29 protein-coding genes and 3 pseudogenes are annotated in these 25,346 nt (G+C 69.9%); 14 read left to right on the forward strand and 18 right to left on the reverse strand.

Annotated features, from left to right (window positions below; genetic code table 11):
* Positions 1-111: 111 nt before the first annotated feature.
* The 7 genes from ACTWQA_RS01330 (at position 112) to ACTWQA_RS01360 (ending at position 5,399) form a co-directional block, all read left to right on the forward strand.
* On the forward strand, positions 112-414 hold the full coding sequence (locus tag ACTWQA_RS01330; RefSeq protein ID WP_138710073.1) for an urease subunit gamma: 303 nt from the start codon (positions 112-114) through the stop codon (positions 412-414).
* Complete coding sequence (locus ACTWQA_RS01335; protein ID WP_305923331.1) at positions 411-722, forward strand: urease subunit beta; 312 nt, start codon at positions 411-413, stop codon at positions 720-722. The genes ACTWQA_RS01330 and ACTWQA_RS01335 overlap by 4 nt, the downstream gene beginning before the upstream one ends.
* Entirely contained in the window at positions 715-2,433 is a 1,719-nt protein-coding gene (locus ACTWQA_RS01340; RefSeq protein ID WP_443157468.1) for an urease subunit alpha, read from the forward strand. The genes ACTWQA_RS01335 and ACTWQA_RS01340 overlap by 8 nt, the downstream gene beginning before the upstream one ends.
* A 27-nt stretch (positions 2,434-2,460) precedes the next feature.
* The gene (locus ACTWQA_RS01345) at positions 2,461-3,366 is read left to right on the forward strand and encodes an urease accessory protein UreF (RefSeq protein ID WP_443157469.1); all 906 of its coding nucleotides are present in this window, start codon (positions 2,461-2,463) and stop codon (positions 3,364-3,366) included.
* Positions 3,367-3,380: 14 nt separating this feature from the next.
* A complete protein-coding gene (ureG, locus tag ACTWQA_RS01350) occupies positions 3,381-4,055 on the forward strand; it encodes an urease accessory protein UreG (RefSeq protein WP_443157470.1) in 675 nt (224 codons plus the stop codon).
* Positions 4,056-4,225: 170 nt separating this feature from the next.
* Positions 4,226-4,921 carry an urease accessory protein UreD gene (locus ACTWQA_RS01355; protein WP_443157471.1) on the forward strand — a complete coding sequence of 232 codons (696 nt, stop codon included), beginning with the start codon at positions 4,226-4,228 and terminating at the stop codon, positions 4,919-4,921.
* Between the two features lie 4 nt (positions 4,922-4,925).
* Positions 4,926-5,399, forward strand: coding sequence for a hypothetical protein (locus tag ACTWQA_RS01360; protein ID WP_327584404.1), 474 nt, complete (start codon positions 4,926-4,928; stop codon positions 5,397-5,399).
* Between the two features lie 73 nt (positions 5,400-5,472).
* On the opposite strand, the gene era is transcribed toward ACTWQA_RS01360, so the two are convergent.
* The 10 genes and pseudogenes from era to ACTWQA_RS01410 form a co-directional block, all read right to left on the reverse strand.
* Positions 5,473-6,381, reverse strand: a complete 909-nt coding sequence (era, locus tag ACTWQA_RS01365) for a GTPase Era (protein ID WP_443157472.1) — start codon at positions 6,379-6,381, stop codon at positions 5,473-5,475.
* Between the two features lie 18 nt (positions 6,382-6,399).
* On the reverse strand, positions 6,400-6,876 hold the full coding sequence (locus tag ACTWQA_RS01370; protein WP_443157473.1) for an NUDIX domain-containing protein: 477 nt from the start codon (positions 6,874-6,876) through the stop codon (positions 6,400-6,402).
* 1 nt (position 6,877) lies between these two features.
* Positions 6,878-7,195: a cytidine deaminase gene (locus ACTWQA_RS01375; protein WP_443157474.1), complete on the reverse strand. Its 318-nt coding sequence runs from the start codon at positions 7,193-7,195 to the stop codon at positions 6,878-6,880.
* Positions 7,196-7,205: 10 nt separating this feature from the next.
* The gene (locus tag ACTWQA_RS01380) at positions 7,206-7,838 is read right to left on the reverse strand and encodes a hypothetical protein (protein ID WP_305923340.1); all 633 of its coding nucleotides are present in this window, start codon (positions 7,836-7,838) and stop codon (positions 7,206-7,208) included.
* 517 nt (positions 7,839-8,355) lie between these two features.
* Positions 8,356-9,651, reverse strand: coding sequence for a hemolysin family protein (locus ACTWQA_RS01385; protein WP_305923341.1), 1,296 nt, complete (start codon positions 9,649-9,651; stop codon positions 8,356-8,358).
* On the reverse strand, positions 9,648-10,124 hold the full coding sequence (ybeY, locus tag ACTWQA_RS01390) for an rRNA maturation RNase YbeY (protein ID WP_305923342.1): 477 nt from the start codon (positions 10,122-10,124) through the stop codon (positions 9,648-9,650). Before ybeY ends, ACTWQA_RS01385 begins: the two co-directional genes overlap by 4 nt.
* Positions 10,121-10,456: pseudogene (locus ACTWQA_RS01395) on the reverse strand (PhoH family protein); the annotation flags it as partial. The gene ybeY and the pseudogene ACTWQA_RS01395, both read right to left, overlap by 4 nt.
* A gap of 255 nt (positions 10,457-10,711) precedes the next feature.
* Positions 10,712-11,545 (reverse strand): annotated as a pseudogene (locus ACTWQA_RS01400) (LAGLIDADG family homing endonuclease); the annotation flags it as partial.
* Positions 11,528-12,238 (reverse strand): annotated as a pseudogene (locus ACTWQA_RS01405) (PhoH family protein); the annotation flags it as partial. The pseudogenes ACTWQA_RS01400 and ACTWQA_RS01405, both read right to left, overlap by 18 nt.
* Before the next feature lie 91 nt (positions 12,239-12,329).
* Complete coding sequence (locus ACTWQA_RS01410; protein ID WP_327584410.1) at positions 12,330-12,674, reverse strand: histidine triad nucleotide-binding protein; 345 nt, start codon at positions 12,672-12,674, stop codon at positions 12,330-12,332.
* A gap of 279 nt (positions 12,675-12,953) precedes the next feature.
* Here ACTWQA_RS01410 and ACTWQA_RS01415 point away from each other — a divergent pair, with 279 nt between their 5' ends.
* Positions 12,954-13,466, forward strand: a complete 513-nt coding sequence (locus tag ACTWQA_RS01415) for a SigE family RNA polymerase sigma factor (RefSeq protein WP_080047132.1) — start codon at positions 12,954-12,956, stop codon at positions 13,464-13,466.
* Positions 13,463-14,086 carry a hypothetical protein gene (locus ACTWQA_RS01420; protein WP_443157475.1) on the forward strand — a complete coding sequence of 208 codons (624 nt, stop codon included), beginning with the start codon at positions 13,463-13,465 and terminating at the stop codon, positions 14,084-14,086. Before ACTWQA_RS01415 ends, ACTWQA_RS01420 begins: the two co-directional genes overlap by 4 nt.
* Positions 14,087-14,253: 167 nt before the next feature.
* Here the strand turns inward: ACTWQA_RS01420 and ACTWQA_RS01425 are convergent, their stop codons facing one another.
* The 4 genes from ACTWQA_RS01425 to ACTWQA_RS01440 all read right to left on the reverse strand — a co-directional run bounded on the left by ACTWQA_RS01425 (position 14,254) and on the right by ACTWQA_RS01440 (position 17,538).
* A complete protein-coding gene (locus ACTWQA_RS01425; RefSeq protein WP_443157476.1) occupies positions 14,254-14,979 on the reverse strand; it encodes a 16S rRNA (uracil(1498)-N(3))-methyltransferase in 726 nt (241 codons plus the stop codon).
* Positions 14,976-16,115 carry a molecular chaperone DnaJ gene (gene dnaJ / locus ACTWQA_RS01430; RefSeq protein ID WP_305923346.1) on the reverse strand — a complete coding sequence of 380 codons (1,140 nt, stop codon included), beginning with the start codon at positions 16,113-16,115 and terminating at the stop codon, positions 14,976-14,978. Before dnaJ ends, ACTWQA_RS01425 begins: the two co-directional genes overlap by 4 nt.
* An 11-nt stretch (positions 16,116-16,126) precedes the next feature.
* On the reverse strand, positions 16,127-17,140 hold the full coding sequence (gene hrcA / locus ACTWQA_RS01435; RefSeq protein WP_305923347.1) for a heat-inducible transcriptional repressor HrcA: 1,014 nt from the start codon (positions 17,138-17,140) through the stop codon (positions 16,127-16,129).
* A 227-nt stretch (positions 17,141-17,367) separates the two neighbouring features.
* Positions 17,368-17,538: a hypothetical protein gene (locus tag ACTWQA_RS01440; RefSeq protein WP_443157477.1), complete on the reverse strand. Its 171-nt coding sequence runs from the start codon at positions 17,536-17,538 to the stop codon at positions 17,368-17,370.
* 81 nt (positions 17,539-17,619) lie between these two features.
* On the opposite strand from ACTWQA_RS01440, the gene ACTWQA_RS01445 reads away from it, so the two are divergent.
* Genes ACTWQA_RS01445 through ACTWQA_RS01455 form a run of 3 tightly spaced genes read left to right on the forward strand, consistent with a single transcriptional unit; the run spans position 17,620 to position 19,753 of the window.
* Entirely contained in the window at positions 17,620-18,144 is a 525-nt protein-coding gene (locus tag ACTWQA_RS01445; RefSeq protein WP_443157478.1) for a hypothetical protein, read from the forward strand.
* 17 nt (positions 18,145-18,161) lie between these two features.
* Positions 18,162-18,968, forward strand: coding sequence for a DUF3097 domain-containing protein (locus ACTWQA_RS01450; RefSeq protein WP_443157479.1), 807 nt, complete (start codon positions 18,162-18,164; stop codon positions 18,966-18,968).
* The gene (locus tag ACTWQA_RS01455) at positions 18,965-19,753 is read left to right on the forward strand and encodes a DUF4870 domain-containing protein (RefSeq protein ID WP_443157480.1); all 789 of its coding nucleotides are present in this window, start codon (positions 18,965-18,967) and stop codon (positions 19,751-19,753) included. Before ACTWQA_RS01450 ends, ACTWQA_RS01455 begins: the two co-directional genes overlap by 4 nt.
* Here ACTWQA_RS01455 and hemW read toward each other — a convergent pair.
* Entirely contained in the window at positions 19,750-20,970 is a 1,221-nt protein-coding gene (gene hemW / locus ACTWQA_RS01460) for a radical SAM family heme chaperone HemW (protein WP_443157481.1), read from the reverse strand. The genes ACTWQA_RS01455 and hemW overlap by 4 nt on opposite strands.
* Before the next feature lie 90 nt (positions 20,971-21,060).
* On the opposite strand from hemW, the gene ACTWQA_RS01465 reads away from it, so the two are divergent.
* Both ACTWQA_RS01465 and ACTWQA_RS01470 read left to right on the forward strand, forming a co-directional pair.
* Positions 21,061-22,269, forward strand: a complete 1,209-nt coding sequence (locus ACTWQA_RS01465) for a styrene monooxygenase/indole monooxygenase family protein (RefSeq protein ID WP_443157482.1) — start codon at positions 21,061-21,063, stop codon at positions 22,267-22,269.
* 67 nt (positions 22,270-22,336) lie between these two features.
* Positions 22,337-23,584, forward strand: coding sequence for a glycoside hydrolase family 18 protein (locus ACTWQA_RS01470; protein ID WP_443157483.1), 1,248 nt, complete (start codon positions 22,337-22,339; stop codon positions 23,582-23,584).
* A 25-nt stretch (positions 23,585-23,609) separates the two neighbouring features.
* Here ACTWQA_RS01470 and ACTWQA_RS01475 read toward each other — a convergent pair whose 3' ends face one another.
* From ACTWQA_RS01475 to ACTWQA_RS01485, 3 genes are all read right to left on the reverse strand, one after another.
* Positions 23,610-24,236 (reverse strand): MOSC domain-containing protein, encoded by a 627-nt coding sequence (locus ACTWQA_RS01475; protein ID WP_443157484.1) that lies wholly within the window; start codon positions 24,234-24,236, stop codon positions 23,610-23,612.
* A gap of 41 nt (positions 24,237-24,277) precedes the next feature.
* Positions 24,278-24,586, reverse strand: coding sequence for a hypothetical protein (locus ACTWQA_RS01480; RefSeq protein ID WP_443157485.1), 309 nt, complete (start codon positions 24,584-24,586; stop codon positions 24,278-24,280).
* 218 nt (positions 24,587-24,804) lie between these two features.
* The gene (locus ACTWQA_RS01485; RefSeq protein ID WP_443157486.1) at positions 24,805-25,296 is read right to left on the reverse strand and encodes a GNAT family N-acetyltransferase; all 492 of its coding nucleotides are present in this window, start codon (positions 25,294-25,296) and stop codon (positions 24,805-24,807) included.
* Positions 25,297-25,346 lie beyond the last annotated feature (50 nt).

Consider the following 25,346-nt stretch of genomic DNA (forward strand, 5'->3'; position numbering starts at 1 on the left):
CGCGCGTTCACAAATGCACTTAATCCGATATGCGGGACTCAGCCGCACGGCGAAACCAACACGACATCACCCGGCAACAGTCAGGAAACGGCCGGTTCCTATGGTCCGGCCATGCGGCTTACCTCACACGAGCAGGAGCGGCTGCTCATCCACGTCGCCGCCGGGGTGGCGCGCGAGCGGCAGGCCAGAGGCCTGCGGCTCAACCATCCCGAGGCTACCGCCATCATCGCGTCGTTCCTCATGGAGGGCGCCAGGGACGGGCGCACCGTGGCCGACCTCATGGAGGCGGGACGGTCCGTGCTCGGCCGGGCCGACGTCATGGAGGGGGTGCCGGAGATGCTGGAGAGCGTCCAGATCGAGGCCACGTTCCCGGACGGCACGAAGCTGGTGACCGTGCACAGGCCGATCCCGTGATCCCGGGCGAGTACGTCCACCCCGACGGCTTCCTCGCGCTCAACCCCGGGCGCGAGCGCGTGACCGTACGGGTGGTCAACACGGCGGACCGGCCGGTCCAGGTGGGCTCGCACTACCACTTCGCGGCCGCCAATCCGGGGCTGGAGTTCGACAGGAAGGCGGCGTGGGGGATGCGACTGGACGTGCCCGCGGGCACCGCCATCAGGTTCGAGCCCGGCGTGGAGCGGGACGTGACGCTGGTGCCGCTGGGCGGCAACCGCGTGGTGCCGGGGCTGCGGCCGGAGTGGGCGGGGCCGCTCGATGACTGACGGAGCCCAGATCTCGCGCGCCCGCTACGCCGCTCTCTACGGACCCACCACCGGCGACCAGATCAGGCTGGCCGACACCGACCTGTTCATCGAGGTCACCGAGGACCTGTCGATGGGGCCTTCCGGTCCCGGCGACGAAGCCGTCTTCGGCGGCGGCAAAGTGATCCGCGAGTCCATGGGACAGGCCAGGACCACCCGCGCCGAGGGCGCGGTCGACCTGGTCATCACCGGCGTGGTGATCCTCGACCACTGGGGCGTGGTCAAGGCCGACGTCGGCATCCGCGACGGCCGCATCCACGCCATCGGCAAGGCCGGCAACCCCGACACGATGGACGGCGTGGACCTGGTCATCGGACCGTCCACGGAGGTCCTCTCCGGCAACGGCAAGATCCTCACCGCAGGGGCAGTCGACTCGCACGTCCACCTGATCTGCCCGCAGCTGCTCGACGAGGCCATCGGGTCCGGTGTCACCACGATCGTCGGGGGCGGCACCGGGCCCGTCGAGGGCACCAAGGCCACCACCGTCACCGGGGCCTGGCATCTCGGCCGGATGCTGGAGTCGCTGGACGCCTACCCGCTGAACTTCGCGCTGCTCGGCAAGGGCAACACGGTCAGCTCCGACGGGCTGAACGAGCAGCTCAGGGCCGGAGCCTCGGGCTTCAAGCTGCACGAGGACTGGGGGACCACGCCGGCCGCCATCGACGCGTGCCTGAGCGTGGCGGACGCGTCCGGCGTGCAGGTGACCATCCACACCGACACCCTGAACGAGGCCGGGTTCGTCGAATCGACGCTCAAGGCCATCGGCGATCGGATGATCCACGCCTACCACACCGAGGGGGCGGGCGGCGGGCACGCGCCCGACATCATCCGCGTCGCCGCCTACTCCAACGTGCTGCCCTCCTCCACCAACCCCACCAGGCCGCACACCGTCAACACGCTCGACGAGCACCTCGACATGCTCATGGTGTGCCACCACCTCAACCCGTCGATCCCGGAGGACCTGGCCTTCGCCGAGTCGCGCATCCGGCCGTCGACGATGGCCGCCGAGGACGTGCTGCACGACATGGGCGCGATCTCGATGATCGGCTCGGACTCGCAGGCCATGGGGCGGATCGGGGAGACGATCATCCGTACGTGGCAGACTGCTCACGTGATGAAGGGGCGACGCGGCTCGCTGGGCTCGGGACCGGCGGACAATCTCCGGGCTCGCCGATACGTAGCGAAATATACGATATGTCCGGCTATCGCCCACGGCCTGGACGACGAGATCGGCTCCGTCGAACGCGGCAAGCTCGCCGACCTCGTCCTCTGGGACCCCGCCTTCTTCGGCGTCAAGCCGGACCTGGTGCTCAAGGGCGGCGTGGTGGCCTGGGCCCAGATGGGCGACGCCAACGCCTCCATTCCGACGCCGCAGCCGGTGCTCCCCCGGCCCATGTTCGGCGCCTCGCCGGTCACGGCGGCCGCCACCTCGCTCCACTTCGTCGCGCCGCTCGCCCTGGAGTCGGGGCTCGCCGACCGGCTGGCCGTACGCCGGCGGCTGGTCCCGGTCGCGGACGTACGCCGGCGCGGCAAGTCCTCCATGCCCCTCAACGACGCTCTGCCCAGGATCGAGGTGGCGCCCGACACGTTCGAGGTCCGCATCGACGGCGACCTCATCGAGCCGGCCCCCGCCGCCACCCTGCCCATGGCACAGCGTTACTTCCTGTTCTGACCAGCGAGATGTGATGTATTCGATCTGATGAACCCGGCTCTGCTCCTGATCGCCGACTCCCGCCTGCCAGCCGGCGGCCACGCCCACTCGGGCGGGGTCGAACGCGCTGTCGCGTCGGGGTCGGTGCATGACGTTCCGTCGCTCGACCGCTTCCTTCGGGGGCGGCTGCACACCTCCGGCACGCTCGCCGCCGCCCTCACAGCCGCCGCCGCCCTCCAGGCGTCCTGTACGGCCACCCGGGACGCCACCCGCCTCAGCGCGGACACTGCCCACGCGGCCACCAGCACCGCGGCTGACGCCGTCCACGCGCCTCTTGACCAGCCACCCGCGGCCGCCGGGGACACGTTCGCGACTCCACCCCGACACGGTGACGCGGCCGGACGCGGCAGCCAGGCAGCCGGACACGGCGGGGATGGCGACGGGAATGATGGCGGCGACGTGTCACCCTGGGTGCGGCTCGATGACGAGGTGGACGCTCGGACCGCCTCACCTGCGCAGCGGGACGCCTCCAGGACGCAGGGCAGGCTGCTGCTCAGGGTCGCCCGGCGGGTGTGGCCGTCGGACGTCCTCGACGAGCTGGCGCGGACCGTACCCCATCCTCATCACCCGATCGCGCTCGGCGTGGCCGCGCACGCGGCGGGGGCCACGCCCGAGGAGGCGGCCATGGCGGCGGCGTACCACGCGATCAGCGGCCCCGCCACGGCGGCGGTCCGGCTGCTGGGCCTGGACCCGGTCGCCGTGCACGCGCTGCTGGCCGCCTTCGCCCCCGACCTCATCGCCGTGGCCGCCCAAGCCCACCTCGCCGCCACGAACGCGCACCCGGCCCCCCACCTCGCCCCCTTCTGGGAGGCGTTGCCCGCGTATTCAGCACCAGCACTGGATCTCCTGGCCGAGCAGCACACGCAGGCCGAGATCAGGCTGTTCGTCTCCTAAGGAAGGACCCGTACATGGGAGCCAATCACGACGACCATCACCACGCACCCGACGGCCGCGGCCGGGCGCTGCGGCTCGGCGTGGGCGGCCCGGTGGGCAGCGGCAAGACGGCCCTGGTGGCCGCGCTCTGCCGGACGCTGGGCCCATCGCTGTCCCTGGGCGTGGTGACCAACGACATCTACACCACCGAGGACGCCGACTTCCTGCGCCGGGCCGGCGTGCTCGACGCCGAGCGCATCCTGGCCGTCGAGACCGGCTGTTGCCCGCACACCGCCATCCGCGACGACATCGCCGCGAACCTCGACGCCGTCGAGACCCTGGAGCACCGATTCGGCCCGCTGGACCTGGTCATCGTGGAGAGCGGCGGCGACAACCTGACGGCGACGTTCAGCCGAGGGCTGGCGGACGAGCAGATCTTCGTCCTGGACGTGTCAGGTGGGGACAAGGTGCCGCGCAAGGGCGGTCCGGGGGTCACGACCGCGGACCTGCTGGTGATCAACAAGACCGACCTGGCCCCGATGGTGAGCGCGGACCTGGGCGTGATGGCGCGGGACGCGGCGAAGGTACGCGGGGAGCGGCCGGTGCTGTTCACGTCGATCCGGCAGGATCCCTCAGCCGCCGCCGCCGCCGAGTGGGTCTCCGAACGGGTGTCGGCCTGGTCCCACGCCCACGCGGCCGCGGTCTCGTAATGCCTCCCCCACCCACTGGCCCCGCGCGTGCCGACGACACCCTGGGGAGCACAGTGCCGGCTGGGCGGGGCGCGCACGTCCGGGCAGGGCATGGGGGCCGACGGGCGATGCGGGCCAGTGCCGCAGTCGCGACCGTGCCTGCGGCGGACGGACGGACAATGATCAGCCGGATGGCCTCGGATCCGCCGCTGACGCTGCGCCAGACCGGCCCGTACACCGTCCACCTCGTCTCGACGGCGGCCGGGCCGCTCGGCGGCGACCGGCTGGCGCTGGACGTGGACGTCGCCCCCCGTACCACTCTGGAGCTGGGCTCGGTGGCGAGCACGCTGGTCCTGCCCGGCGAGGGCGAGTCCGAGATGCTGATCACCGCACGGGTGGGCGCGGGCGCGACCCTCCGCTTCACCCCCGAGCCGACGGTGCTCGCCGCGGGCTGCGAGCACCGCCTGATCGTACGGCTGGCGCTGGAGCCGGACGCGAGCGTCCTGTGGCGCGAGGAGATCGTCTTCGGCCGGTACGGCGAAGAGCCCGGCCGCTGCCACGCCCGTTTCGACGCCACCTGCGGCGACCGCCCGCTGCTCCGACAGGAGTTCACGGTCGGCGACCCGGCGCTCGACACCTCGCCGGCCGTCTTCGGCGGGGCCCGCTGCGTCGGCACCACCTTCCTCACGACAACGGCGAAGGAACCGCTCGTGGCCAACGGGGTCGTGGTCCTGCCCTTGGCAGCGTCAGGGACGCTGGTGTCGGCCCTGGCCGGAGATGCGGTGGAGCTGCGTTCGCGCCTGCAATGGGGGGAAAACGCGGCTTGCGTCGATGGTGATGACTCCGTTGCGTACGATGGCCGGACGGGCGGCCCCGGCATACAGTGATCGTGTGGCCGAAGACCTCAAGCCCGCGCCGCCCGGCACCCGTCGCGGCCATGCGCTGGCCGTGGCCGTCGCCGGGGCGCTCCTGGTGTTCTGCGCGGTCCTGCCGTGGGCGGGCCTGGAGGCGAAGATCGGCCTGATCGGCGGCGGGGTGACCGCCGACGTGCGCGGCATCGACGACGCGTTCGGCATCTACGCGCTGGTGGCGGGGCTGGTGGCGCTGGCGTGCGGCCTGGCCGGGCTACTCGCCCATCCGAGGCTCGCCGCCCTGGCACTCGTCCCTGGTGCGGTGGCCGTGCTGGCGGTGGTGATGTTCGTGACCGAGGGGAGCGGCGTGCAGGACCGGATCTCCATCGACCTGGGACTGCTGTCGGTCGCACCGGTGATCAGGTTCGGCTGGTTCGCGGCGCTGGCGTGCTCACTCGGGGTCGTGGTGCTCTCCGTTCTGGCGTTGTTCCGCCGCACGCGGGCCGACCACTGACCGCGCGGGCGGGTCGTAGAGCACGCCACAGGTCAGCCGCCCGGGCCGGCCGCTGCCCGCCGCCTGCCAACTGTCAGTCGTAGAAACCCAGCCGCCGCAGCTGCTTGGGATCGCGCTGCCAGTCCTTGAGCACGCTGATCCGCAGGTCCAGATAGACGCGCATGCCCAGCAGCGCCTCGATCTGCTTGCGGGCCTTGGTGCCCACCTCCCGCAGCCGCTCCCCCTTGTGCCCGATGACGATCGCCTTCTGCGACGGCCGCTCCACGAACAGGTGAGCGTAGATGTCCAGCAGGTCGTCACGCTCCTCGCGGGGCAACATCTCGTCGACGACCACGGCGATGGAGTGCGGCAGCTCGTCGCGCACGCCCTCCAGCGCGGCCTCCCTGATCAACTCCCCGACCAGCACCTGCTCCGGCTCGTCGGTGAGCTGCCCGCCCTCGTAGAGCGGCGGCGACTCCGGCAGGTGCTCGATCAGCACGTCGGCCACCACGTCGAGCTGGTCGCCCGCCTGCGCCGACACCGGCACGATCGCCGCGAACTCCGCCACCTGCGACACCGCCAGCAACTGCTCGGCGATCTGCTGCTTGGAGGCCAGGTCGCACTTGGTCACCACGGCCACGACGGGCGTCTTCTTCACCGCGGACAGCTTGTCGGCGATGAACCGGTCGCCCTTGCCGATCGGCTCGTTGGCCGGCACGCAGAAGCCGATCACGTCCACCTCGGTGAGCGTCGACAACACCAGGCTGTCGAGCCGCTCGCCGAGCAGCGTGCGCGGCCGGTGCAGGCCCGGGGTGTCCACGATGACGAGCTGGGCGTCGGGGCGGTGCACGATGCCCCGGATGGCCCGCCTGGTGGTCTGCGGCTTGGACGAGGTGATCGCGACCTTGGTCCCGACCAGGGCGTTCATCAGCGTGGACTTGCCAACATTCGGCCTCCCCACGAAGCAGGCGAATCCGGCGCGATGGCTGTCTGGCGAAGTCACACTCTGCATTGTGTCCCATCAACGAGCGTGTTCACGCCACCAGGTGAACGCCTCGGGCGCCACGAGCGGCGTCCACGGGGTCGTGCGCAACTCGGCGAGCTCCTCCTCGGTCACCCATCGGTAACCGTTGATCTCGACTCCGTCGGGCTCGGGCACACCCGAGACGAGCGCGCAGCCGTAGACGGCGATGACGTAGCCGCACTGGTGGCCGTTCGGATATTGCGTGCGGAACTCGGGGCCGCCGTAGACGCCGATCAGCCCGCGCACCGCGATCTCGATGCCGAGCTCCTCCTTGAGCTCCCTGACCACGGCGTCCTGCGGGCGCTCGTCGGGGTCGATGCCGCCGCCCGGCGCCGCCCAGAGCCCGACGTCGCCGTGGCGGGCCACCAGCAGCCGGCCCGCGTCGTCGAACACGAAACCGGCCGCCGACGGCAGCATGAGCAAATCGGAGCCGACCTTCTCCCGCAACCTCGCCAGGAACGGCGACATCGGCATGTCAGGCCCGCAGCGTGCCGTCGGGACCGGCCACGAGCAGCGACTTGACACCCAGCTCCGCGGCCACGGCCGCGTCGTCGGGGCCCGGCTCGCCGTCGGTCACGAGCGCGACCGCCTCCAGGGAACGCGCTCCGCTGGAGATCGCCATGGCCACCGCGACCTGCACCGCCGACAAGGTGAGCGAGGCAAGGGCCACGTTGGTCGCCGAGTAGGTGCGCCCGGTCTCGTCGCGTACGGCGGCCCCTTCGGGGGTGCCGTTACGCGCCCTGGCCGCCCGCGCCAACGTGATGATCTTGCTGTCTTCAGGATCGAGAGTCACGCGCACTAGGTTATGCGCCGGCCATGGCCAACGCAGCGGCGACCACCTTGCGGGTGCGGGTGCTGTCCACGTCGTTCATGCCCGTGTGGACCACCGACACGAGCGTGTCGCCCACCCGGGAGAACACGACGTCGAGCACGTACGGATAGCCGTGCAACCGGCCCTGCAGCCGCGCCCCCACGGCCTCGTCACCGGCGTCCTCGACCGGCAGCTCGCTCAGCCGCAGGTCGGTGCCGGAGGAGGTGCGTACCGCCCGGCACGACTCCCGTGCCCTGGCCAGCGCGTCGAGGTGCGCCTCGGCCTCTTCGCCCGCGTACCTGGCCAGCCCGACCGCGGCCTGCTCGCCCAGCCCGTCGCCCTGGTAGCTCACCGCCGCCTGGGCGGTCAGCGCGTGCGCGGGCGCACGGCCGCCGGCCGGCTCGAGCAGCGCCCGGCAGTTCCGGTCCGCGGGGCCGAACGGCATCCGCCACGCCTGCTCAGGACGAACCGTGAAGCCCTCGGGCAGCCGCGGCTCCTTGCGGAGCGCTTCGCGCAGCTGGGCCATGGCGCTCGGGTCGATGAAGCTCTCCGCGCCCTCGCCGCCGCATCCCGCCAGGGTGCAAGCGAGCAGGGCGCAACCGATGATCCCCTGTCTTCGTCTCATGATCCCCCCTGGCGCGAACCCTGCCCGACCAACTAATGCGGCAATCCATCGGAGGTCCCAGCAACACGCAAAAAGGGTGTTCTCATCCGGTTTTCTGGATGAGAACACCCTTTACGCCGATCAGCGTCTCAGCCGGCTACCCGACCGGGACGCTGTCGTCCCCCCTGGATCCATCCTCTCGCCGCGAACCCCACCCGGCGATCGGATGCTTCCCCTCTGACACCCACCGCACTGGATGTCGTGATTAGAGAGTGCCGGAGGTCGCTTGCAGAAGACTTGTAGAACGCTTGCGGCATCCGTCCGCATTTGTCCCCCGGGTCGCCCCCACTCAGATCGGCCCACGTCACCACCTGTCCGCCGCTGCCCGGCACGTACCGGCCATCGTGCCCTCCCAAGGGACGAGGAGGTCTCGACGATGGACAGTCGGACCAGCACAACCGGCACCGCAGTCCCCGCCCAGCAAGACCGGGCGGGGCCGAGCGGGACCGAGCGGGACCGAGCGGGACCGGCGGAAGGACTAGTCGCGTTCGGCCGTGGCGGGGACGGCCTCGTCCTCCGGCGGCGTAACACGGTGAACCACGACGGTGCTGATGCGGTTGCGACGGCCTGCCAAGGTCTCCGCGGTCAGCGACAGGCCGGCCACCTCCGCGTGGGACCCGGCGATCGGCACCCGGCCGAGAGCATGGGCCAGCAACCCGCCCACGGTCTCCACATCGTCCACGTCGATCTCGACCTCGAACAGCTCGCCCAGCTCGTCGACCGGCATCCTGGCCGTCACCCGCAGGCCGCCGCCGGGCACCCGCTCGACGCGCGGCGCCTCCTGGTCGTATTCGTCGGTGATCTCACCGACGATCTCCTCCAGCACGTCCTCGATCGTGACCAGGCCGGCGGTGCCGCCGTATTCGTCGATGACGATGGCGATATGGATCTGCCTGGCCTGCATCTCCCGCATGAGCTGGTCGATGGGCTTGCTCTCGGGCACGTATGCAGCCGAGCGCATGATCGACTCCACCGGCTCCTTGCCGCCGCCCTCCCCCGCCTCGTGGATCTTGCGGGCGATGTCCTTGAGGTACGCGATGCCCACGACATCGTCCTCGTTCTCACCCACGACAGGAACGCGGGAGAAACCACTGCGCAGCGCCAGCGACAGAGCCTGGCTGATCGACTTGCCGCGCTCGATGTAGACCATGTCGGTGCGGGGCACCATGACCTCCCGCACCAGCGTGTCACCCAGCTCGAAGACCGAGTGGATCATCTCGCGCTCGTCGGGCTCGATCACCCGGCGCTCCTCCGCCAGGTCCACCAGGTCACGCAGCTCGGCCTCGGAGGTGAACGGGCCGTCGCGGAACCCCTTGCCGGGCGTCAACGCGTTGCCCAGCAGGATCAGCAGCTTGGGAAGGGGGCCGAAGATGCGCGTCAAGCCGTACACGATGGGCGCGCTGGCCAGCGCGACCGGCTCGGCGTGCTGGCGGCCCAGCGTACGGGGCATGACCCCGACCACCACGTAGCTGACCACGATCATCACGGCCGCGGCCCACACGTAGGCCCAGCCCTGGTCATGCATGATGTCGATGAACAGCAACGTCGCGATGACCGTGGCGATCAGCTCGCAGCTCAGCCGCAGCAGCAGGAGCAGGTTGAGGTAACGCGGCGGGTCGGTCTCGATGGCCTGCAGCCGCACCGCGCCCCGCTTGCCGTCCCGCACGAACTCCTCAGCGCGCACCCTGGAGATACGCGTCAGTGCCGTTTCCGCACTGGCGATCAAGCCACCGATGATCACCAGGCCGATGGCTGACAGCAACCAGCCGTTCACCGCGGGTCGCGCACCTCCTGCCACGACTCCAGGAGCTGGGCCTGGAGCCCGAACATCTCCTTGTGCTCCTCAGGCTCCGCGTGGTCGTAACCGAGCAGGTGCAGGATGCCGTGCGTGCACAGCAGCTCGAGCTCGTCGGCCGTGCTGTGCCCGGCCTCCTTCGCCTGCCTGGCGGCCACCTGCGGGCAGAGCACGACGTCCCCCAAAAGCGCGGGGTCCGCCGGGCCGTCCGAGTCGCCGCGTGCGCCGCCACCGGGGCGCAGCTCGTCCATCGGGAAGGCCAGCACGTCGGTCGGGCCGGGCTCGCCCATCCACTTCTCGTGCAGCTCGGTCATGGCGCCCTCGTCGACCACCACGATGGACAGCTCGGCGAGCGGGTTGATGCCCATCTCGCCGAGCACGTGAGCGGCCAGCGCCACGAGGCCCTCCTCGTCGACCCCGACGCCGGACTCATTGTTGATCTCGATGCTCACGGTCGCCGCTTCCCCCGATGCTGGAACTGCTTCGGCTCCTGAGCGGCCACCGTGGCGTCGTAGCGCCCATAGGCGTCCACGATCTCGCTCACCAGCTTGTGACGGACCACGTCGGCGCTGGTCAGCCGGGAGAAGTGGATGTCGTTGATGCCGTCCAGGATCTCCTGGACCACCCGCAGCCCGCTCACCGTGCCCGAAGGCAGGTCCACCTGCGTCACGTCACCCGTGACCACGATCTTGGAGTTGAAGCCGAGCCGGGTGAGGAACATCTTCATCTGCTCGGCCGAGGAGTTCTGCGCCTCGTCCAGGATGATGAACGCGTCGTTGAGCGTGTTGTGGGTCAGGAGGAAGTCTTCAGTGACGTAGAGGGAATCCTCTGCTGCCACCTGGATGCATACGCACTCCGCCGTACCACGCGGCTCGATACGGTCCACGTAGCGCATGGGGCGACCGCCGCCGTACGCTTTGTAGCTCTCTGCCTTTCGCGACAACCGGAACGGCTCGATGCCCTCCGGAAGCCGGATGTCGAGGACGTACGCATCGTGGCGGTAGTGCACTGGCCGTCCCTGCGCAAAGCCCGGTTTGCGACCTTTCGGAGGACGCTCGCGCCAATACACCACGCCCCCCAGCGACTGCACGAGGAAGACCACGTTGTCACGTAGCCGAGGCGAGACCGACGTGTACTGGATCCTGGCACTGCGCTCATGCTGCACGACTGGACCACCGTCCGCATCGAGCAGCCCTTGCAGAACCGCGAGCCTGACCTCCGGCGTGTTGTAGAGGTAGACGTCAGGCACGAACTTCGTCGGCGATTTGCAGCCTGTCAGTCCCAGCGTGCGCACGGCTGCCTTGACAAGGTGCGGGCTCATGCCGCTCTCTCCGGGCTGCAGCACACGGTTGAGGACGTAGTTCGGCCCGTTACGCCATCTCGCCTTCACTCCGGGCAAGGCGCTGTCAAGCGCATCAACGAGCTCTGGATCATTGGTCGTGAAACTCGGAGTGCCCACTCCCGTGATGGATCCGTCCCCCAAGAGCAAGCCGAGCGCATAGGGGTCTATCGGGACCGACTGCTCCGGGAAGCGGACCGGCGCGCTCAGCAGCGGCAACTCCCACTTGCGGTAGTGAGCTGTCCGCAGGTCGCCGATCATCTCCTTCGTCTCCAGCACCCGCCACGGCTTTCCCCGATTGGCGTCGTCACGGGTGCGGACAGTCCAGAGGTGGTCTTCGGAGGCGAGCACCGAAGCACCGTCCTGGCTGTAGAGCCGATAGATCTTCTTCTCGCCCTGCGGATAGACGCCCAGCACGGGAGTCGGCTCACCGTTCGACCCGATGACGAGGTCGCCGACCTCTAGCTCCCCGATAGAGCGGAAACCGTCCGGAGTGAGCACGCCTGTCCCATTTGGGAGCGCTCTTCCCCGCATGTACGCGAGCGGCGCGACCTCGATCGTGCCGTTGGCCATCAGCTTGGGGATCGAGTCAGGGTCGAGCATGTCGTGCAGGGCGTCGTAGAGCGGCCGCAGGTAGGGGTCGATCTTCTCGTAGAGCGTGCCGGGCAGGAATCCCAGCCGCTCCCCCGCCTCGACGGCGGGGCGGGTGAGGATGATCCGGTTGACCCGCTTCTCCTGCAGAGCCCGCACGGCCTTGGCCATGGCGAGATAGGTCTTGCCGGTGCCGGCCGGGCCGATGCCGAAGACGACCGTGTGCTTGTCGATCGCGTCGACGTAGCGCTTCTGGTTGACGGTCTTCGGCCTGATCGTGCGCCCGCGCGAGGACAGGATGTCGAGGGAGAGCACTTCGGCGGGGCGGTCGGAGGTCATGCGGAGCATGGCGATGCTGCGCTCGACCGCATCGGGGGTGAGCTCGCCGCCGCTGCGCAGCACCTCGACGAGCTCCTCGAAGAGCCGCACCACGGTGCCGCTCTCGTCGGGGCTGCCGGTGACGGTGATCTCGTTGCCCCGTACGTGGATGTCGGCCCTGAAGGCGCCCTCGATGACGCGTAGCAGCTCATCACGGGAGCCGAGGAGGCTGACCATCGGGTATTCGTCCGGAATCAGCACCTTGGCTTGTGTGCGCGAGGGAGGTGCCGTGCGTCGGGATTCGTGTAGTTCGGACATGGGCAGGCCAGCGGCCTGATGCCTCCCGGTCTCTTTCGGTGTGCTTCTCCGCCCATCGTATCCGGGGCCCGGCGGATTGCTCTCCTCAATATCACCCTGGAGGCCAGGTGAGGTCGCGCCCGCCCAGGACGTGGGCGTGCACGTGGAAAACGGTCTGGCCGGCGCCCGGGCCGGTGTTGAAGACGACCCGGTAACCGGTGTCGGCCACACCTTCCTGCACGGCCACCGCGTGGGCGGTCTTCAGTACGTCGTCGGCCAGCCCGTCGTCCGCGTCGGCCAGCACCGCCGCGTTGGCGTGGTGTCCCTTCGGGATCACCAGCACGTGCGTGGGAGCCTGCGGATTGACGTCGCGGAACGCCAGAGTCCTGCCGCTTTCATAGACGATCTCGGCCGGGATCTCCTTGGCGACGATTTTGCAGAAGAGACACTCGTTCACAGCAGCACCCTATCGAGACCCCTCCCGTTAGCGAGTCCGTTGCGAATCGGTAATCGTCGGTGTCGTGCGTGAGAAGATCCGCGCGGTTAGGGTGTGTGTGCGACACTTCAGAACAAAAGACGATTCAGGGTCGGGCGAGCGCCACCTGGCGAGGACACGACTGGCGTAATGCACCCTAAGGAACCGGGGAAACCTCAAGAACCGGAAGAGCGTAAACCCTCTGGGAAGGCCACGCGTCCCACTGATGTGACCACCGAAACCCTTCTGGCCGACAGGTCGATGGGGGCGGTGCCAGTCGGGTGGGATGCCGACATGGCCGTTACCGCGCTGTACAGTGCGCATTTTCGGTCATTGGTGCGTCTGGCTGTGTTGCTCGTGCGCGACATAGCAACCGCTGAGGAGGTCGTGCAGGATGCGTTCGTCGCCATCCATGGCGCCTGGCGTAGGCTGCGTGACCCCGACAAAGCACTCGCCTACCTCCGTCAATCCGTCGTCAACCGGTCCCGTTCCGTGCTGCGTCACCGCGCGGTCGTCGAGAAGTACGCTCCCAAGGGCCTGCCGGACGCCCCGAGCGCCGAGAACGGCGCGATCGGCGAGCTGGAACGCTCCGCCGTCATCGAGGCGTTACGTGCCCTGCCGACCCGACAGAGAGAAGCACTGGTCCTGCGGTATTACGGTGATCTGTCCGAAGCTGAGATAGCCCACGCCATGGGCATCAGCAAGGGCGCGGTCAAGAGCCACACCGCACGTGGCATGGCCGCTTTGCGATCCGTCCTGGAGAAAATGTCATGACCCAGCCCCCCGACGAGCACGGCGACCTCCTTCGCCGTGCGCTCCGCGCGGAGGCGGACGCGGTCGTGCCCTCGCCGGACGGACTGGAGATCATCCGCGCCCGGATCGAGCGGCGCGGCGTACGTAACCTGTTCTGGTGGCGTGCGGGCGCGGCCGCCGCCAGTGCTGTCCTCGTAGCGGGGGCCATCGTGATGGCCGTTCCTGAGCTGCGCTCGCAGATCATCGAACAGCAGAGCGTCCAGCCAGTGGAGAACGAGACCTCCTCCAAGGTCCCGTCCAACTCCTCCACGACCCGCTCCCAGCAGCCGCCGCCCCCGGAGCCGACCGCCGACCGGAACCCGGCCGTGGTTCCCGCGGACACCCCGTCACCGCGACCGGCGAAGACGGCGAACTCGACCAGCAGGCCGTCGAAGAGCCCCCAGCCCACGTCCACGCCGTGCCCCTCCGAGGCCGAGACAGCCGAGGACTGCCCGACGGCCTCCCCCACGCCGACGCCGTCAGACGTGGATCCGACCACGCAGCCGTCGGCGTGCCCGCTGGAGGAGTGCCCGCCCAACGACGCCACCGACGCGCCCACCGAACTGGCCAGCCCGCTCGTGGACGCCTCTCAGACGCCGTGAGACGTCACGAGCCGTGTGAGCGCCCCTGAGACGTCACGAGCCGGCGCCCTGAGACCTCACGAGCCGACTGAGCCGCGAGACGTTACGAGCCGACTGAGCGCCTTGAGATGTTACGAGACGATTGAGCGTCTTGAGGCATAGCGCGTCTTCTGAGCGCTCTGGGGCGCTCACCAGCGTCCGGTACGCGCGAGCAGCACGGCCGCCGCCGCCACCCCCGCCGTGGAGGTCCGCAGAACGGTGGGCCCGAGGAGCACAGGCACGGCCTTGGCCGCCTGGAACCTGGCCAACTCCTCCTCCGAGACGCCCCCTTCCGGCCCCACGACCACCACGATGTCGCCTCCCGCGGGCAACTGCACGCCGGACAGCGGCTCGGCCGCCTCCTCGTGCAACACCAGCCCCAGCGCCGCGCCGGCCAGCAGCGCCTCGACCCGCCCGGTGGAGGCGAGCTCGGTCACCTCGGGCAAATGGAACCTGCGTGCCTGCTTGCCCGCCTCTCGCGCGGTGGAGCGCCACCGGGCGAGCCCTTTGGCGACCTTGTCGCCCTTCCATTGGGTGATGCTGCGCGCGGCCGACCAGGGGACGATCGCGTCCACGCCCGCCTCGGTCATCATCTCGACCGCCAACTCTCCCCGGTCGCCCTTGGGCAGTCCCTGGACGACGACGAGCCGCGGCTGGGGCGCCTCGACCCGGTAGCGGGCCAGCACGTCGAGCCTGAGCGCGTCCTTGAGGACCTCGCGGACGACGCATTCGGCGACCGTACCGGCTCCGTCGGTGAGATCGACGCGCTCGCCGGCCCGCAGGCGGCGCACGGACGCCGCGTGCCGGCCCTCGGGCCCACCGAGCGTCAGCTCGGGTCCGTCGAGCTCCTCCGAGAGGAAGACGGGTACGGTCACCGGCCGTTGAACGCGTCGCGCAGGCGCGAGAAGAAGCCCTGCTGCCCGGGCGCGAACTTGCCGGGCGGCCGCTCCTCGCCCCGCTGCTTGGCCAGCTCCTTCAGCAGGTCCTCCTGCGCGGTGTCGAGCCGGGTCGGGGTCTCGACGTTGACGTGGATCAGCAGGTCGCCTCTGCCGGACTCGTTGAGCCGCTGCACGCCGCGTCCGTACATGGTGATGACCTGGCCGGACTGGGTGCCGGGGCGGACGTCGATCTCCTCGGCGCCGTCGAGCGTCTCGACCACGAGCACGGTGCCGAGCGCGGCGGCCGTCATCGGGATCTGGACGGTGCAGTGGAGGTCGTCACCGCGGCGTTCGAAGATCTCGTGGGCCCGCTCGACGATCTCCAAGAACAGGTCTCCGGGCGGGCCGCCGCCGGGGCCGACCTCGCCCTCGCCGGCGAGCTGGATGTGGGTGCCGTCCTCGACGCCCGCGGGGATGCGGACCTTGATCGTACGGCGGGTGCGCACCCGGCCGTCGCCTGAGCACTCCTGGCAGGGGTGGCGGATGATGGTGCCGAAGCCGCCGCACTGGGGGCATGGCCGCGACGTCATGACCTGGCCCAGGAACGAGCGGGTGACCTGGGAGATCTCGCCGCGCCCGTTGCACATGTCGCAGGTGTCGGGGTGCGTGCCCGGCGCGGCGCCGGCCCCGTGGCAGACCTCGCAGAGCACGGCCGTGTCGACGACCAGCTCGCGGGTGGTGCCGAAGGCCGTCTCGCGCAGGTCGAGCTCGACGCGGATGGTGGCGTTGCGGCCCCGGCGCGCCCGCGAGCGCGGCCCTCGGGTGCCGGCCGCCGAGCCGAAGAAGGCGTCCATGATGTCGCTGAACGGGAAGCCCGCTCCGAAGCCCCCGGCGCCCGCGCCTGCTCCCGCGCCGGCGAAGGGGTCGCCGCCCAGGTCGTACATCTGGCGCTTGTTCGGGTCTGACAGCACCTCATAGGCCTGCGTGATCTCTTTGAACCGCTCCTGGGTCTCAGGGTCGGGGTTCACGTCGGGGTGCAGCTCGCGGGCGAGGCGGCGGTAAGCCTTCTTGATCTCGTCCTGACTGGCGTCACGGCGCACCCCGAGGGTGGCGTAGTAGTCGCTGTTTGCCACTTATCGACCTCTTATGATGCAGCCAAGATCTGGCTGACGTAGCGAGCCACCGCACGCACGGCGCCCATCGTCACGGGATAGTCCATCCTGGTGGGGCCCAGCACACCGAGCCTGGCCAGTTGGTTGTCGCCAGAACCGTATCCGGTCGCGACGACGGATGTGCCGCGTAGGTAAGGGTTTTCCGAACCGATGCGGACGGTGAGCGCAGAGGGGGTGTCCGAGGACGTCTCGCCGAGCAGCCGCATCAGCACGACCTGCTCCTCCAGCGCCTCCAGCACGTCACGCAGGCCCGTGGAGAAGTCAGCGCCGGCGAGGTTGGCCGCGCCGGCGAACACGATCTTCTCGTCGTGCCGCTCCACCAGGGTCTCCAGCAGCACCGACAGGATCGTCGCCACCGCGGGCCGGTCCTCGACGGGCAGGCGCTCCGGCAGGTCGGCGACCAGCTCGGGCACGTTGCTCAGGCCGCAGCCGTCGAGGCAGGCGTTGAGCACCGCGCGCAGGTGCGCGATGCGGGTGTCCTCCACCACCTCGGGCAGCTCGATCACGCGCTGCTCGACGCGGCCGGTGTTGGTGATCAGCACGAGCATGACCCGCCGGTCGTTGAGCGGAACCAGCTCCACGTGCCGGACCGTCGAGCGCGTCAGCGTCGGGTATTGCACGACCGCCACCTGCCTGGTCAGCTGCGCGAGCAGCCGCACGGTGCGGGTGACCACGTCGTCGAGGTCCACCGCGCCCGCGAGGAAGGTCTCGATCGCCCTGCGCTCGGCTCCCGACAGCGGCTTGATCTGCGAGAGCCGGTCGACGAACAGGCGGTATCCCTTGTCCGTCGGCACGCGTCCCGCGCTGGTGTGCGGCTGTGTGATGTAGCCCTCTTCCTCAAGCGCGGCCATGTCGTTCCTGACCGTGGCCGGGGAGACCCTCAGGTTGTGGCGCTCGGCCAGTGCCTTGGAGCCCACCGGTTCGTTGGTGGACACGTAGTCTTCGACAATGGCGCGGAGCACCGCCAATTTCCGATCGTCGAGCACGTGCTCACCTCCTGCCCTCTGCTTTCAGGAACGAAGTGTCTAGCACTCTGTGTTCCCGAGTGCCAAGTGTACGGCTCTCGCCCACAAGGTGCGATAACGCCGACTCCCATCCTGTTGCTAGCGTCTTACAAGCGACAGGGCCCAGACTTGCCGACATGTCGGACAATTCTCAACCTCCGTCGTACGGGCCGCCTCCCGGCCAGGACCCCTACTACGGCCAGCCACCATCACCACAGCCCGGCTACGGACCCCAACCGGGCTCTCAGCCCGGCTACGGCCAGCAGCCCGGCTCCCAGCCCGGTTACGGCCAGCAGCCGCAGTACGGCGCGCCTCCGCCACCACAGCAGCAGTACGGGAGCCCGTCCGCCCAGTACGGCCCGCCGCCTCAGTACGGACAACCTCAGTACGGACAATACGGCCAACAGCCCCAATTCCCCCCACAAATCAATTCCAAAGCCGTAAAGCCCAGCCTGTGGTGGGTGACGGCGGCCTGGGGCGTCGCCGTCATCTGCGGGATCGTCGGCGTCGTCATCTTCGTCGGCGGGGTGCTCAGCAGCGTGACCGGCCTGGCCCCCACCAAGACGTTCTCGTCGGGTGAGAGCATCACCGTGACCGTCGACCCGGCGGACAAGCCGGCCGTCTACGTCGCCACCACCACGCGGATCAACTACGAGTGCCAGATCTCCGGCGGTTCCGGCCAGGCCAAGCTCGCCGAGACCAGCGGCAGCCAGTCGCTCACCGTCGGCAGCGTGACCTGGGAGCAGATCCTCGTGATCAATGCGCCGAGCAAGGGCGACTACCAGCTGACCTGCACCAACCAGGAGACGGCGGACGTCAAGTACGGCGTCGGCAAGCCGGTCACCTCCGCGGCGGGCGGAGTCGCCGGCGGGGCCGCCGCGCTGTTCCTGGTCCCCGGCGCGGGAATCCTCATCGCGATCATCGCCACCATCGTCGTCCTGATGCGCCGTAGCTCTGCGCGCAAGCGCCTTGCGGTCGGCGGGTGATTTGCTACGGTCCCCGTGTGTACGAGGGCGATGTGCTGGCAGGCAATTGGCGGCGGCCGGGCAAGGGCAAGATCCCTAAAGTGGCCGCCGAGCCGGACCTTGTCGTGGAGGACGCCGACAGCGGCTTCTGCGGCGCGGTCGTGGCCTGCGACAAGGAGGCCGTCACGCTGGAGGACCGGTTCGGCAGGCGGCGGTTGTTCCCGCTGGCGCCGGCCGCGTTCCTGCTGGACGGCAAGCCCGTGACCCTCGTACGGCCCACGGCCGCTCCCGCCGGGCCCAGGCGCAGCGCGTCGGGCTCCATCGCCGTGGAGGGGCTGCGGGCACGGGTGGCCAGGGAGAGCCGGATCTACGTGGAAGGCGTGCACGACGCCGCCCTCGTCGAGAAGATCTGGGGCCATGACCTGCGCGTCGAGGGGGTCGTGGTCGAATACCTGGAGGGTGTGGACGATCTGCCTGCCATCGTGGCCGAGTTCGACCCCGGGCTGGGACGCCGGCTGGGGGTGCTGGTCGACCATCTCGTACCCGGCTCCAAGGAGAGCAGGATCGCCGCCCAGATCACCTCGCCGGACGTGCTCGTGGTGGGGCATCCGTTCGTCGACATCTGGCAGGCGGTCAAGCCGTCCGTGCTGCGCATTCCGGCCTGGCCCGACGTGCCGCGCGGCGTGCCGTGGAAGGAAGGCGTGATCGCGGCCCTGGGCTGGCGTATGGAGCCCGCGGACGCGTGGCGGCGCATTCTCGGCGCCGTCTCGACCTTTACCGACCTGGAGCCGGAGTTGCTCGGCCGGGTCGAGGAACTCATCGACTTCGTTACGGAGGCACCATGAGCCAGGATCCGTCGCAACCCCCGCCGCCCGACGACGACGCCACGCGCCGGGTGTCCCCTTCGGACATCCCACAGGACCAGGGCTCGGGCCCGCAACAACCGGGCTATGGGTACGGCGGGCAGCCCGGCTACGGCCAGCAGCCCAGCTCCCAGCCCGGCTATGGTCAACAACCCGGCTCCCAGCCCGGCTACGGCCAGCAGCCGGGGTCCCAGCCAAGCTACGGCCAGCAGCCAGGCTATGGTCAGCAGCCCGGCTATGGTCAGCAGCCCGGCTACGGCCAGCAGCCCTCCTATGGACAGCAGCCGCCGTCCTATGGGCAGCAGCCGCCGCCCGGCTACGGTCAGCCGCAATCCGGCGGTTACGGCCCCCAGCCGGGTTACGGGCAGCCGTCTCAGCAGCCGCCCGGCTATGGCTACGCGCAGGGCCCCGGCGAGCCGTACGTCCCCGGCAGGTTCGGCCCCCGCCCCGGCAGCGACGACACCACGATGGCCATGCTGGCGCACCTGCTCGGCCTGCTCGCCTCCTGGCTCGGCCCGCTGGTCATCTACCTGATGAAGAAGGACGAGTCCCCCTACGTCAGGGACCAGGCGGCCGAGGCGCTCAACTTCCAGATCACGATGTTCATCGGCTATGTCATCTCGGGCATCCTGGTGATCGTCTTCATCGGCGCCCTCCTGCTGCCGGTGGTCTGGATCCTGTCCCTGATCTTCCACATCCAGGCCGCCCTGGCGACGAACAAGGGCCAGAACTACCGCTATCCCTTCGCCATCCGCCTGATCACCTAAACGAGCAGGTCCCTGATGAGGGCGTCGGCCAGCAGGCGCCCTCGCAGCGTGAGCACCATCAGGCCCGCCTTGAACGGCTCGGGCTCGAGCAGCCCGCGCGCCAGCGCGCCGGCCACGGCCGTACGCGCGCCCGGCGCGACCTCGGCGAGCGGGTAGCCGGAGGCCAACCGCAGCTCCAGCATGAGCCGCTCGGCGGCGCGGGCCTCGTCGTCGAGCACTTCGCGGGCGTGCGCGGGCGAGGTGTGCGCGGCCAGCCGCTGGGCGTAGGCGGCCGGGTGCTTGACGTTCCACCAGCGGGTGCCGCCGACGTGGCTGTGCGCGCCCGGACCGGCCGCCCACCAGTCGCCGCCGGTCCAGTAGAGCAGGTTGTGCCGGCACCGCGCCTCGTCGGACGTGGCCCAGTTGGACACCTCGTACCAGCGGAAGCCGGCCTCGGCCAGCATCTGGTCGGCGATCAGGTAGCGGTCGGCGGCCACGTCGTCGTCGGGCATCGGCAGCTCGCCGCGCCTGATCCTGGCGGCGAGCCTGGTGCCCTCCTCGACGATCAGCGAGTAGGCCGACACGTGGTCGGGCCCGGCCTCGATCGCCGCGGCCAGGGAGGCCCGCCAGTCGTCGTCGGACTCGCCGGGCGTGCTGTAGATCAGATCCAGGTTGACGTGCTCGAACCCGGCCTCCCTCGCCTCCCGCACGGCCGCGGCGGGCCGGCCCGGCGTGTGCCTGCGGTCCAGGACCTGGAGCACGTGCTCGCGTGCGCTCTGCATGCCGAAGCTGATCCGGTTGAACCCGCCGTGGCGGAGCTTCTCCAGGGAGGAGGGGTCCACGGACTCGGGATTGGCCTCCGTGGTGACCTCGGCGTCCGGCCGCAGCCCGAACTCGGAGTCGATCGCGGCCAGGATCCTGGCCAGGTCCTCGGGAGGCAGCAGGGTGGGCGTGCCGCCGCCGAAGAACACCGTCTCCACCGGCAGCTCGGCGTCGCCCAGGACGCGGCGGGCGAGGCGCACCTCTTCGACGGCCGTGTCCGCGTAGTCGCGGTGTGAGGCGCCCGGCCCCAGCTCGGCGGCGGTGTAGGTGTTGAAGTCGCAGTAGCCGCAGCGGGTCACGCAGAACGGCACGTGGACGTAGAAGCCGAACGGACGCTCGCCGAGGCCGCTCAGGGCGCTGTCGGGCAGTTCGCCCGAGGTGGGCGCGGGATCGCCGTCAGGCAGGGTGGATGGCACTACTCCAGTCTGCCGGGCCGTTAAGGGTGCTCCAAGCCGGTCTCAAGCGCCTTCGCGTCCACTGGTGTCCACCGGCCGAGGGGGAGACACATGACAGGCATCGGCATCGTGGGCGCGGGGATCTCGGGGTTGACGCTCGCGCTGCGGCTGCGGCAGCTCGAGGTGGAGACGACGCTCTACAGCGTGGGTGACGCGGACGCCATGCGTTCGAAGCGGCTGCCCGGCGCGGTCGCCAGGACGGGCCGCACGCGGGCGCGGGAACGGGAGCTGGGTTGCGAGCACTACGCCGACCCCGGATGCCTGGCGGACGCGGCGAGTTTCTCGATCAGGGGCGTGCCGCCGCTGGAGTTCACGGGGCGGATCGCGGACCCGTACAGCGTGGTGGATTTCCGGCTGCTGCTGCCCACGCTCATGGAGGACTTGGCCGGCAGGGGCGGGACGATCGTCGTGACGGGGACGGAGCCGGACGCGGCGCAGGTGGATCGGTGGTCGCGGGAGCACGAGCTCATGGTGGTGGCGGCGGGGCGGCGCTCGGTGGCCGAGCTGTTCCCGCGTGATCCTGGGCGTTCGCCGTACGGCGAGCCGCAGCGCAGGTTGTTCGCCGGCGTGTTCCACGGGGTGCGGGCGGGCACGACTTTGTCCTCCACCATCTCGCCGGCCTGCGGTGAGATCTTCTGCATGCCGATGCTGACGCGGGCGGGCCTGGCGTCGTCGATCCTGGTCGAGGCGATACCGGGCGGTCCTCTGGAGCCGCTCACCCGGATGGACCCGGCCGGCGTGGGGCCCGCGCTGCTCGCAGCGATCGCCGAGCACGCCCCGAGCCTGCGCGAGCGGATCGACACGGCCGCGTTCGAGCCGGCCGGGCCCGAGGACGCGTGGTGCGGCGCGATCACGCCGACCGTGCGGGAGGCGGTGGCCAAGCTGCCGAGTGGGCGCGTGGCGCTGGCCGTGGGCGACGCCTGGATCGTCAACGATCCGCTGACCGGGCAGGGCGCCAACGTGGGGTCGGCCTGCGCCTGGATCGCGGCCGAGTCGATCGCCGCGGGCGGGCCGTACGACGTGTCCTTCGCCCGCGCGGTGGCCGGCCGGATGTGGGAGGAGGTGGCCGGCCCGGTCACCGCGTGGACGAACACGTTCCTGCAGCCGCCGGCCGACCACATCCTCGACCTGCTCGCGGCCGCGGCGACCCGGACGGAAGCCGCCGACCTGGTGCTGGAGCTGCTGTCCGACCCCGCGCGCCATTGGTCGGTGCTGTCCAGCCCGGACGAGGTGAACAGACTCGTTGACGCGCTGGTGTGAGCGCTCTACGATCGCCTCAACTTATTAGGAAAGTTTCCTATAAGTTGAGCCCTCCGGGAGACGCTCGGTGAAGAACAAGGTCCTGATCACGCTCTCGCTCATGCTGGGCCTCTCGGCGGTCTCCGTGCCCGCCGAGGCCCAGGCCGGTTTCAAGCGGGTCGCGTACTTCATCCAATGGGGCATCTACGGCCGCAACTACCACGTCAAGGACGTGGACGCCACGGGCGCGGCGGCCAAGCTCACCCACCTCAACTACGCGTTCGGGTTCGTCAACGCCGAGGGCTCCTGCTACTCGGCGGACCCATGGGCGGACTGGCAGCGGCCGGTGCCGGCCGAGCAGAGCGTGGACGGCGTGGCCGACGCGCCGGGACAGGCCCTGAACGGCAACCTGAACCAGCTCCGCAAGCTCAAGGCCAAGCACCCGGGGCTCAAGGTGCTGATCTCGCTGGGCGGCTGGACCGGCTCGAAGCACTTCTCCGACGCCGTGCTCACCGCCGAGTCGCGTGCCACGCTGGCGCGCTCCTGCATCGACCTGTGGCTGCGCGGCGACCTGCCGGGGCTGGAGCCGGGCGCGGGGGCCGGCGTGTTCGACGGGATCGACCTGGACTGGGAGTGGCCGGGCTCGTCCGGGGCCGAGGGGAACATCATCCGTCCCGAGGACAAGCAGAACTTCACGTTGTTCGTGCAGGAGCTGCGCTCGCAGCTCAAGGCCTACGCAAGCGGCGCGCAACTGACCGCCTTCCTGCCGGCCGCCGCCGCCAAGATCGACGCCGGCTTCGAGGTACGGCGCGTCTTCAGCCAGCTCGACTTCGCCACCATCCAGGGCTACGACCTGCACGGCACCTGGGAGCCGCAGACCGGGCACAACGGCAACCTGTTCACTGACCGGCGGGATCCGAACCCCGTGAAGTACAGCGTCGACCAGACCGTGCGCGACTACCTGTCCCGTGGGGCGCCCGCACGCAAGATCGTGGTCGGGGTGCCCGCCTACGGCCAGGGCTGGACCGGCGTGACCGGCGGCGGTGACGGCCTCTACAAGCCCGCCACCGGACCAGCTCCGGGCAAGTGGGCCCCGGGCAGCGAGGACTACAAGGACCTGGTGAACAAGCCCGGCAAGCGCTACCGGGACCTGCGCACCGGGGCGATGTGGCTCTACGACGGCAACGAGTTCTGGTCGTACGACGATCCGGCGATGATGCTGCAGAAGGCGGCCTACATCCGGCGCAAGGGCCTGGGCGGGTCGATGATGTGGTCGATCGACCAGGACGACGCGCGCGCCTCCCTCACCTCGGCGTTGTATTCGGTCCTGCGCTGAGGATCGCTGGCCGGGTAGGGGGCCTCTACCCGGCCAGCACCTTTTCCGCCATCTCATCCCATCGACTGTCATGTCCGGGAACGGAAAGAATGCGGCGGAGCGCGTCCCCGTCCCCGTGGTGGGCACGGAACCAGTCGGCCACCGCCACCCCGATCTCCGGACGCGAGACGATCTCCACCTCGTCGCCGGCCCCCAGCTCGCCGAGCTCGACCACCCTCAGGTAGGCCCCGGGCCGCGCCGCGTCGGCGAAGCGCTTGACCCAGCCGGGCTCGTCCATCCAGTTGCGGAACACCACGCACGGCACCCGAGGCCCAGTCACCTCGAGCAGGACGCTGCCCACCCGCCACCGCTCACCGATCACGGCCCCGTTGACGTCGAGGCCGGAGGTGGTGAGGTTTTCCCCGAACCGCCCGTCACACACCTCCCGCCCAAGCTCGGCCTCCCACCAGTCGTAGTCCTCTCGTGCGTAGGAGTAGACGGCGTGGTCGGGCGACCCGTGGTGCTCCTTGTCGGCCCGCTCGTCGCCGGCCAGCCCGTTGGCGTGGACCTCGACACGGTGCGTGACAGCCCTCTTGTCGATGGCTGTGCGCCCCATCTTCCCGGCCCATTCGGCCTCAACCGCTGTGCCCACGTTGACGGAGAGAATGCGCATGACAGGACGTTAACCGAGCGGCACCTCGACCGGCGAACCCTTTACCGGCCGCCCAGCTCGGCCCAGCCGAGCTGGGACTCGGCATCGAACCCGGCCAGCTGTAACAACGTCTCCAGCGCGGCCTGCCGGATCTCCTCGATCGAGTCACCTCGCTCGCCGAAGCACTCGGCCGCCACATCCAGCAGCGCGGTGACCACCGCGGCGTCGGGATGGGGCACCTCGACCAGCACCGCGCCGTCGCCCCCCTCCGCTCCGGCCGCGTCCAGGTGCCGCCTCAGCAGCCGCCTGGTCTCCTCGGCCACAGCCACCCCCAGCACCGCGGCACGCTCGAATCGCTCAGAAGCAATCACGTCACCCTCCAGTCGCACAGACGTTCGGAAAGAGACGCTAGTCGGCGGCACCGACAGAAAGCCACTACTCCGAATCGTCGAGCCATCCTCCGAAGGCCCGTCGTTGGACGATCTCGGTCCGTGAAGCACGTGCCATCGCCGGCGGGCCGTACGGCGCTCAGCCCGTGGTCGCAGTGCCGTGCAGAATCATGCGACATCCGCCGGGCGCTGAAGCACGCTCAGGCGACGTACACGTCGCTCGGCACTCCCCCGTACGGAATCGTGCGGTCCTTCCGCATGCCCGCACGCTCCGCCACCCTCCGTGACGGCACGTTCGTGTCGCGGATCACCGCCACCACCGTTCCGAGGTCCTTCCCGACCCGCAGCGCCGCCTCGACGAGCTCCAGCGCGTAGCCGTGCCCCCACGCGGACGGCCGGAACCGGTAGTAAAGGTTGAGCACCTCGTCACCGTCGACGACGGCGCGACGCAAACCGCCGAAGCCGATCACCCCCGGCTCCCCGAGCAGCCGCACCGCCCAATACCCGAGCCCGCGCTCGTCCCAGTCGGCGAGCCACAGATCCAGCATGGCCCGGCTGGATTCCAGATCGGGGGAGGGCCCGGAGGGGTTGTACACGCTCGTACGCGGATCGGAGTGAATCTCATGGACGGCAACCAGATCGTGAATGGTGACCCGGGAAAGGAGCATCCGCGCTGTTTGCACCACTTCCATGTCCTCAGAGTAGTCGCTAGAATCGATTTGCAATCGAAACCGATTGATAG

Origin of the sequence: Nonomuraea sp. 10N515B (assembly GCF_052245915.1) — a bacterium.
Taxonomy (GTDB): domain Bacteria; phylum Actinomycetota; class Actinomycetes; order Streptosporangiales; family Streptosporangiaceae; genus Nonomuraea.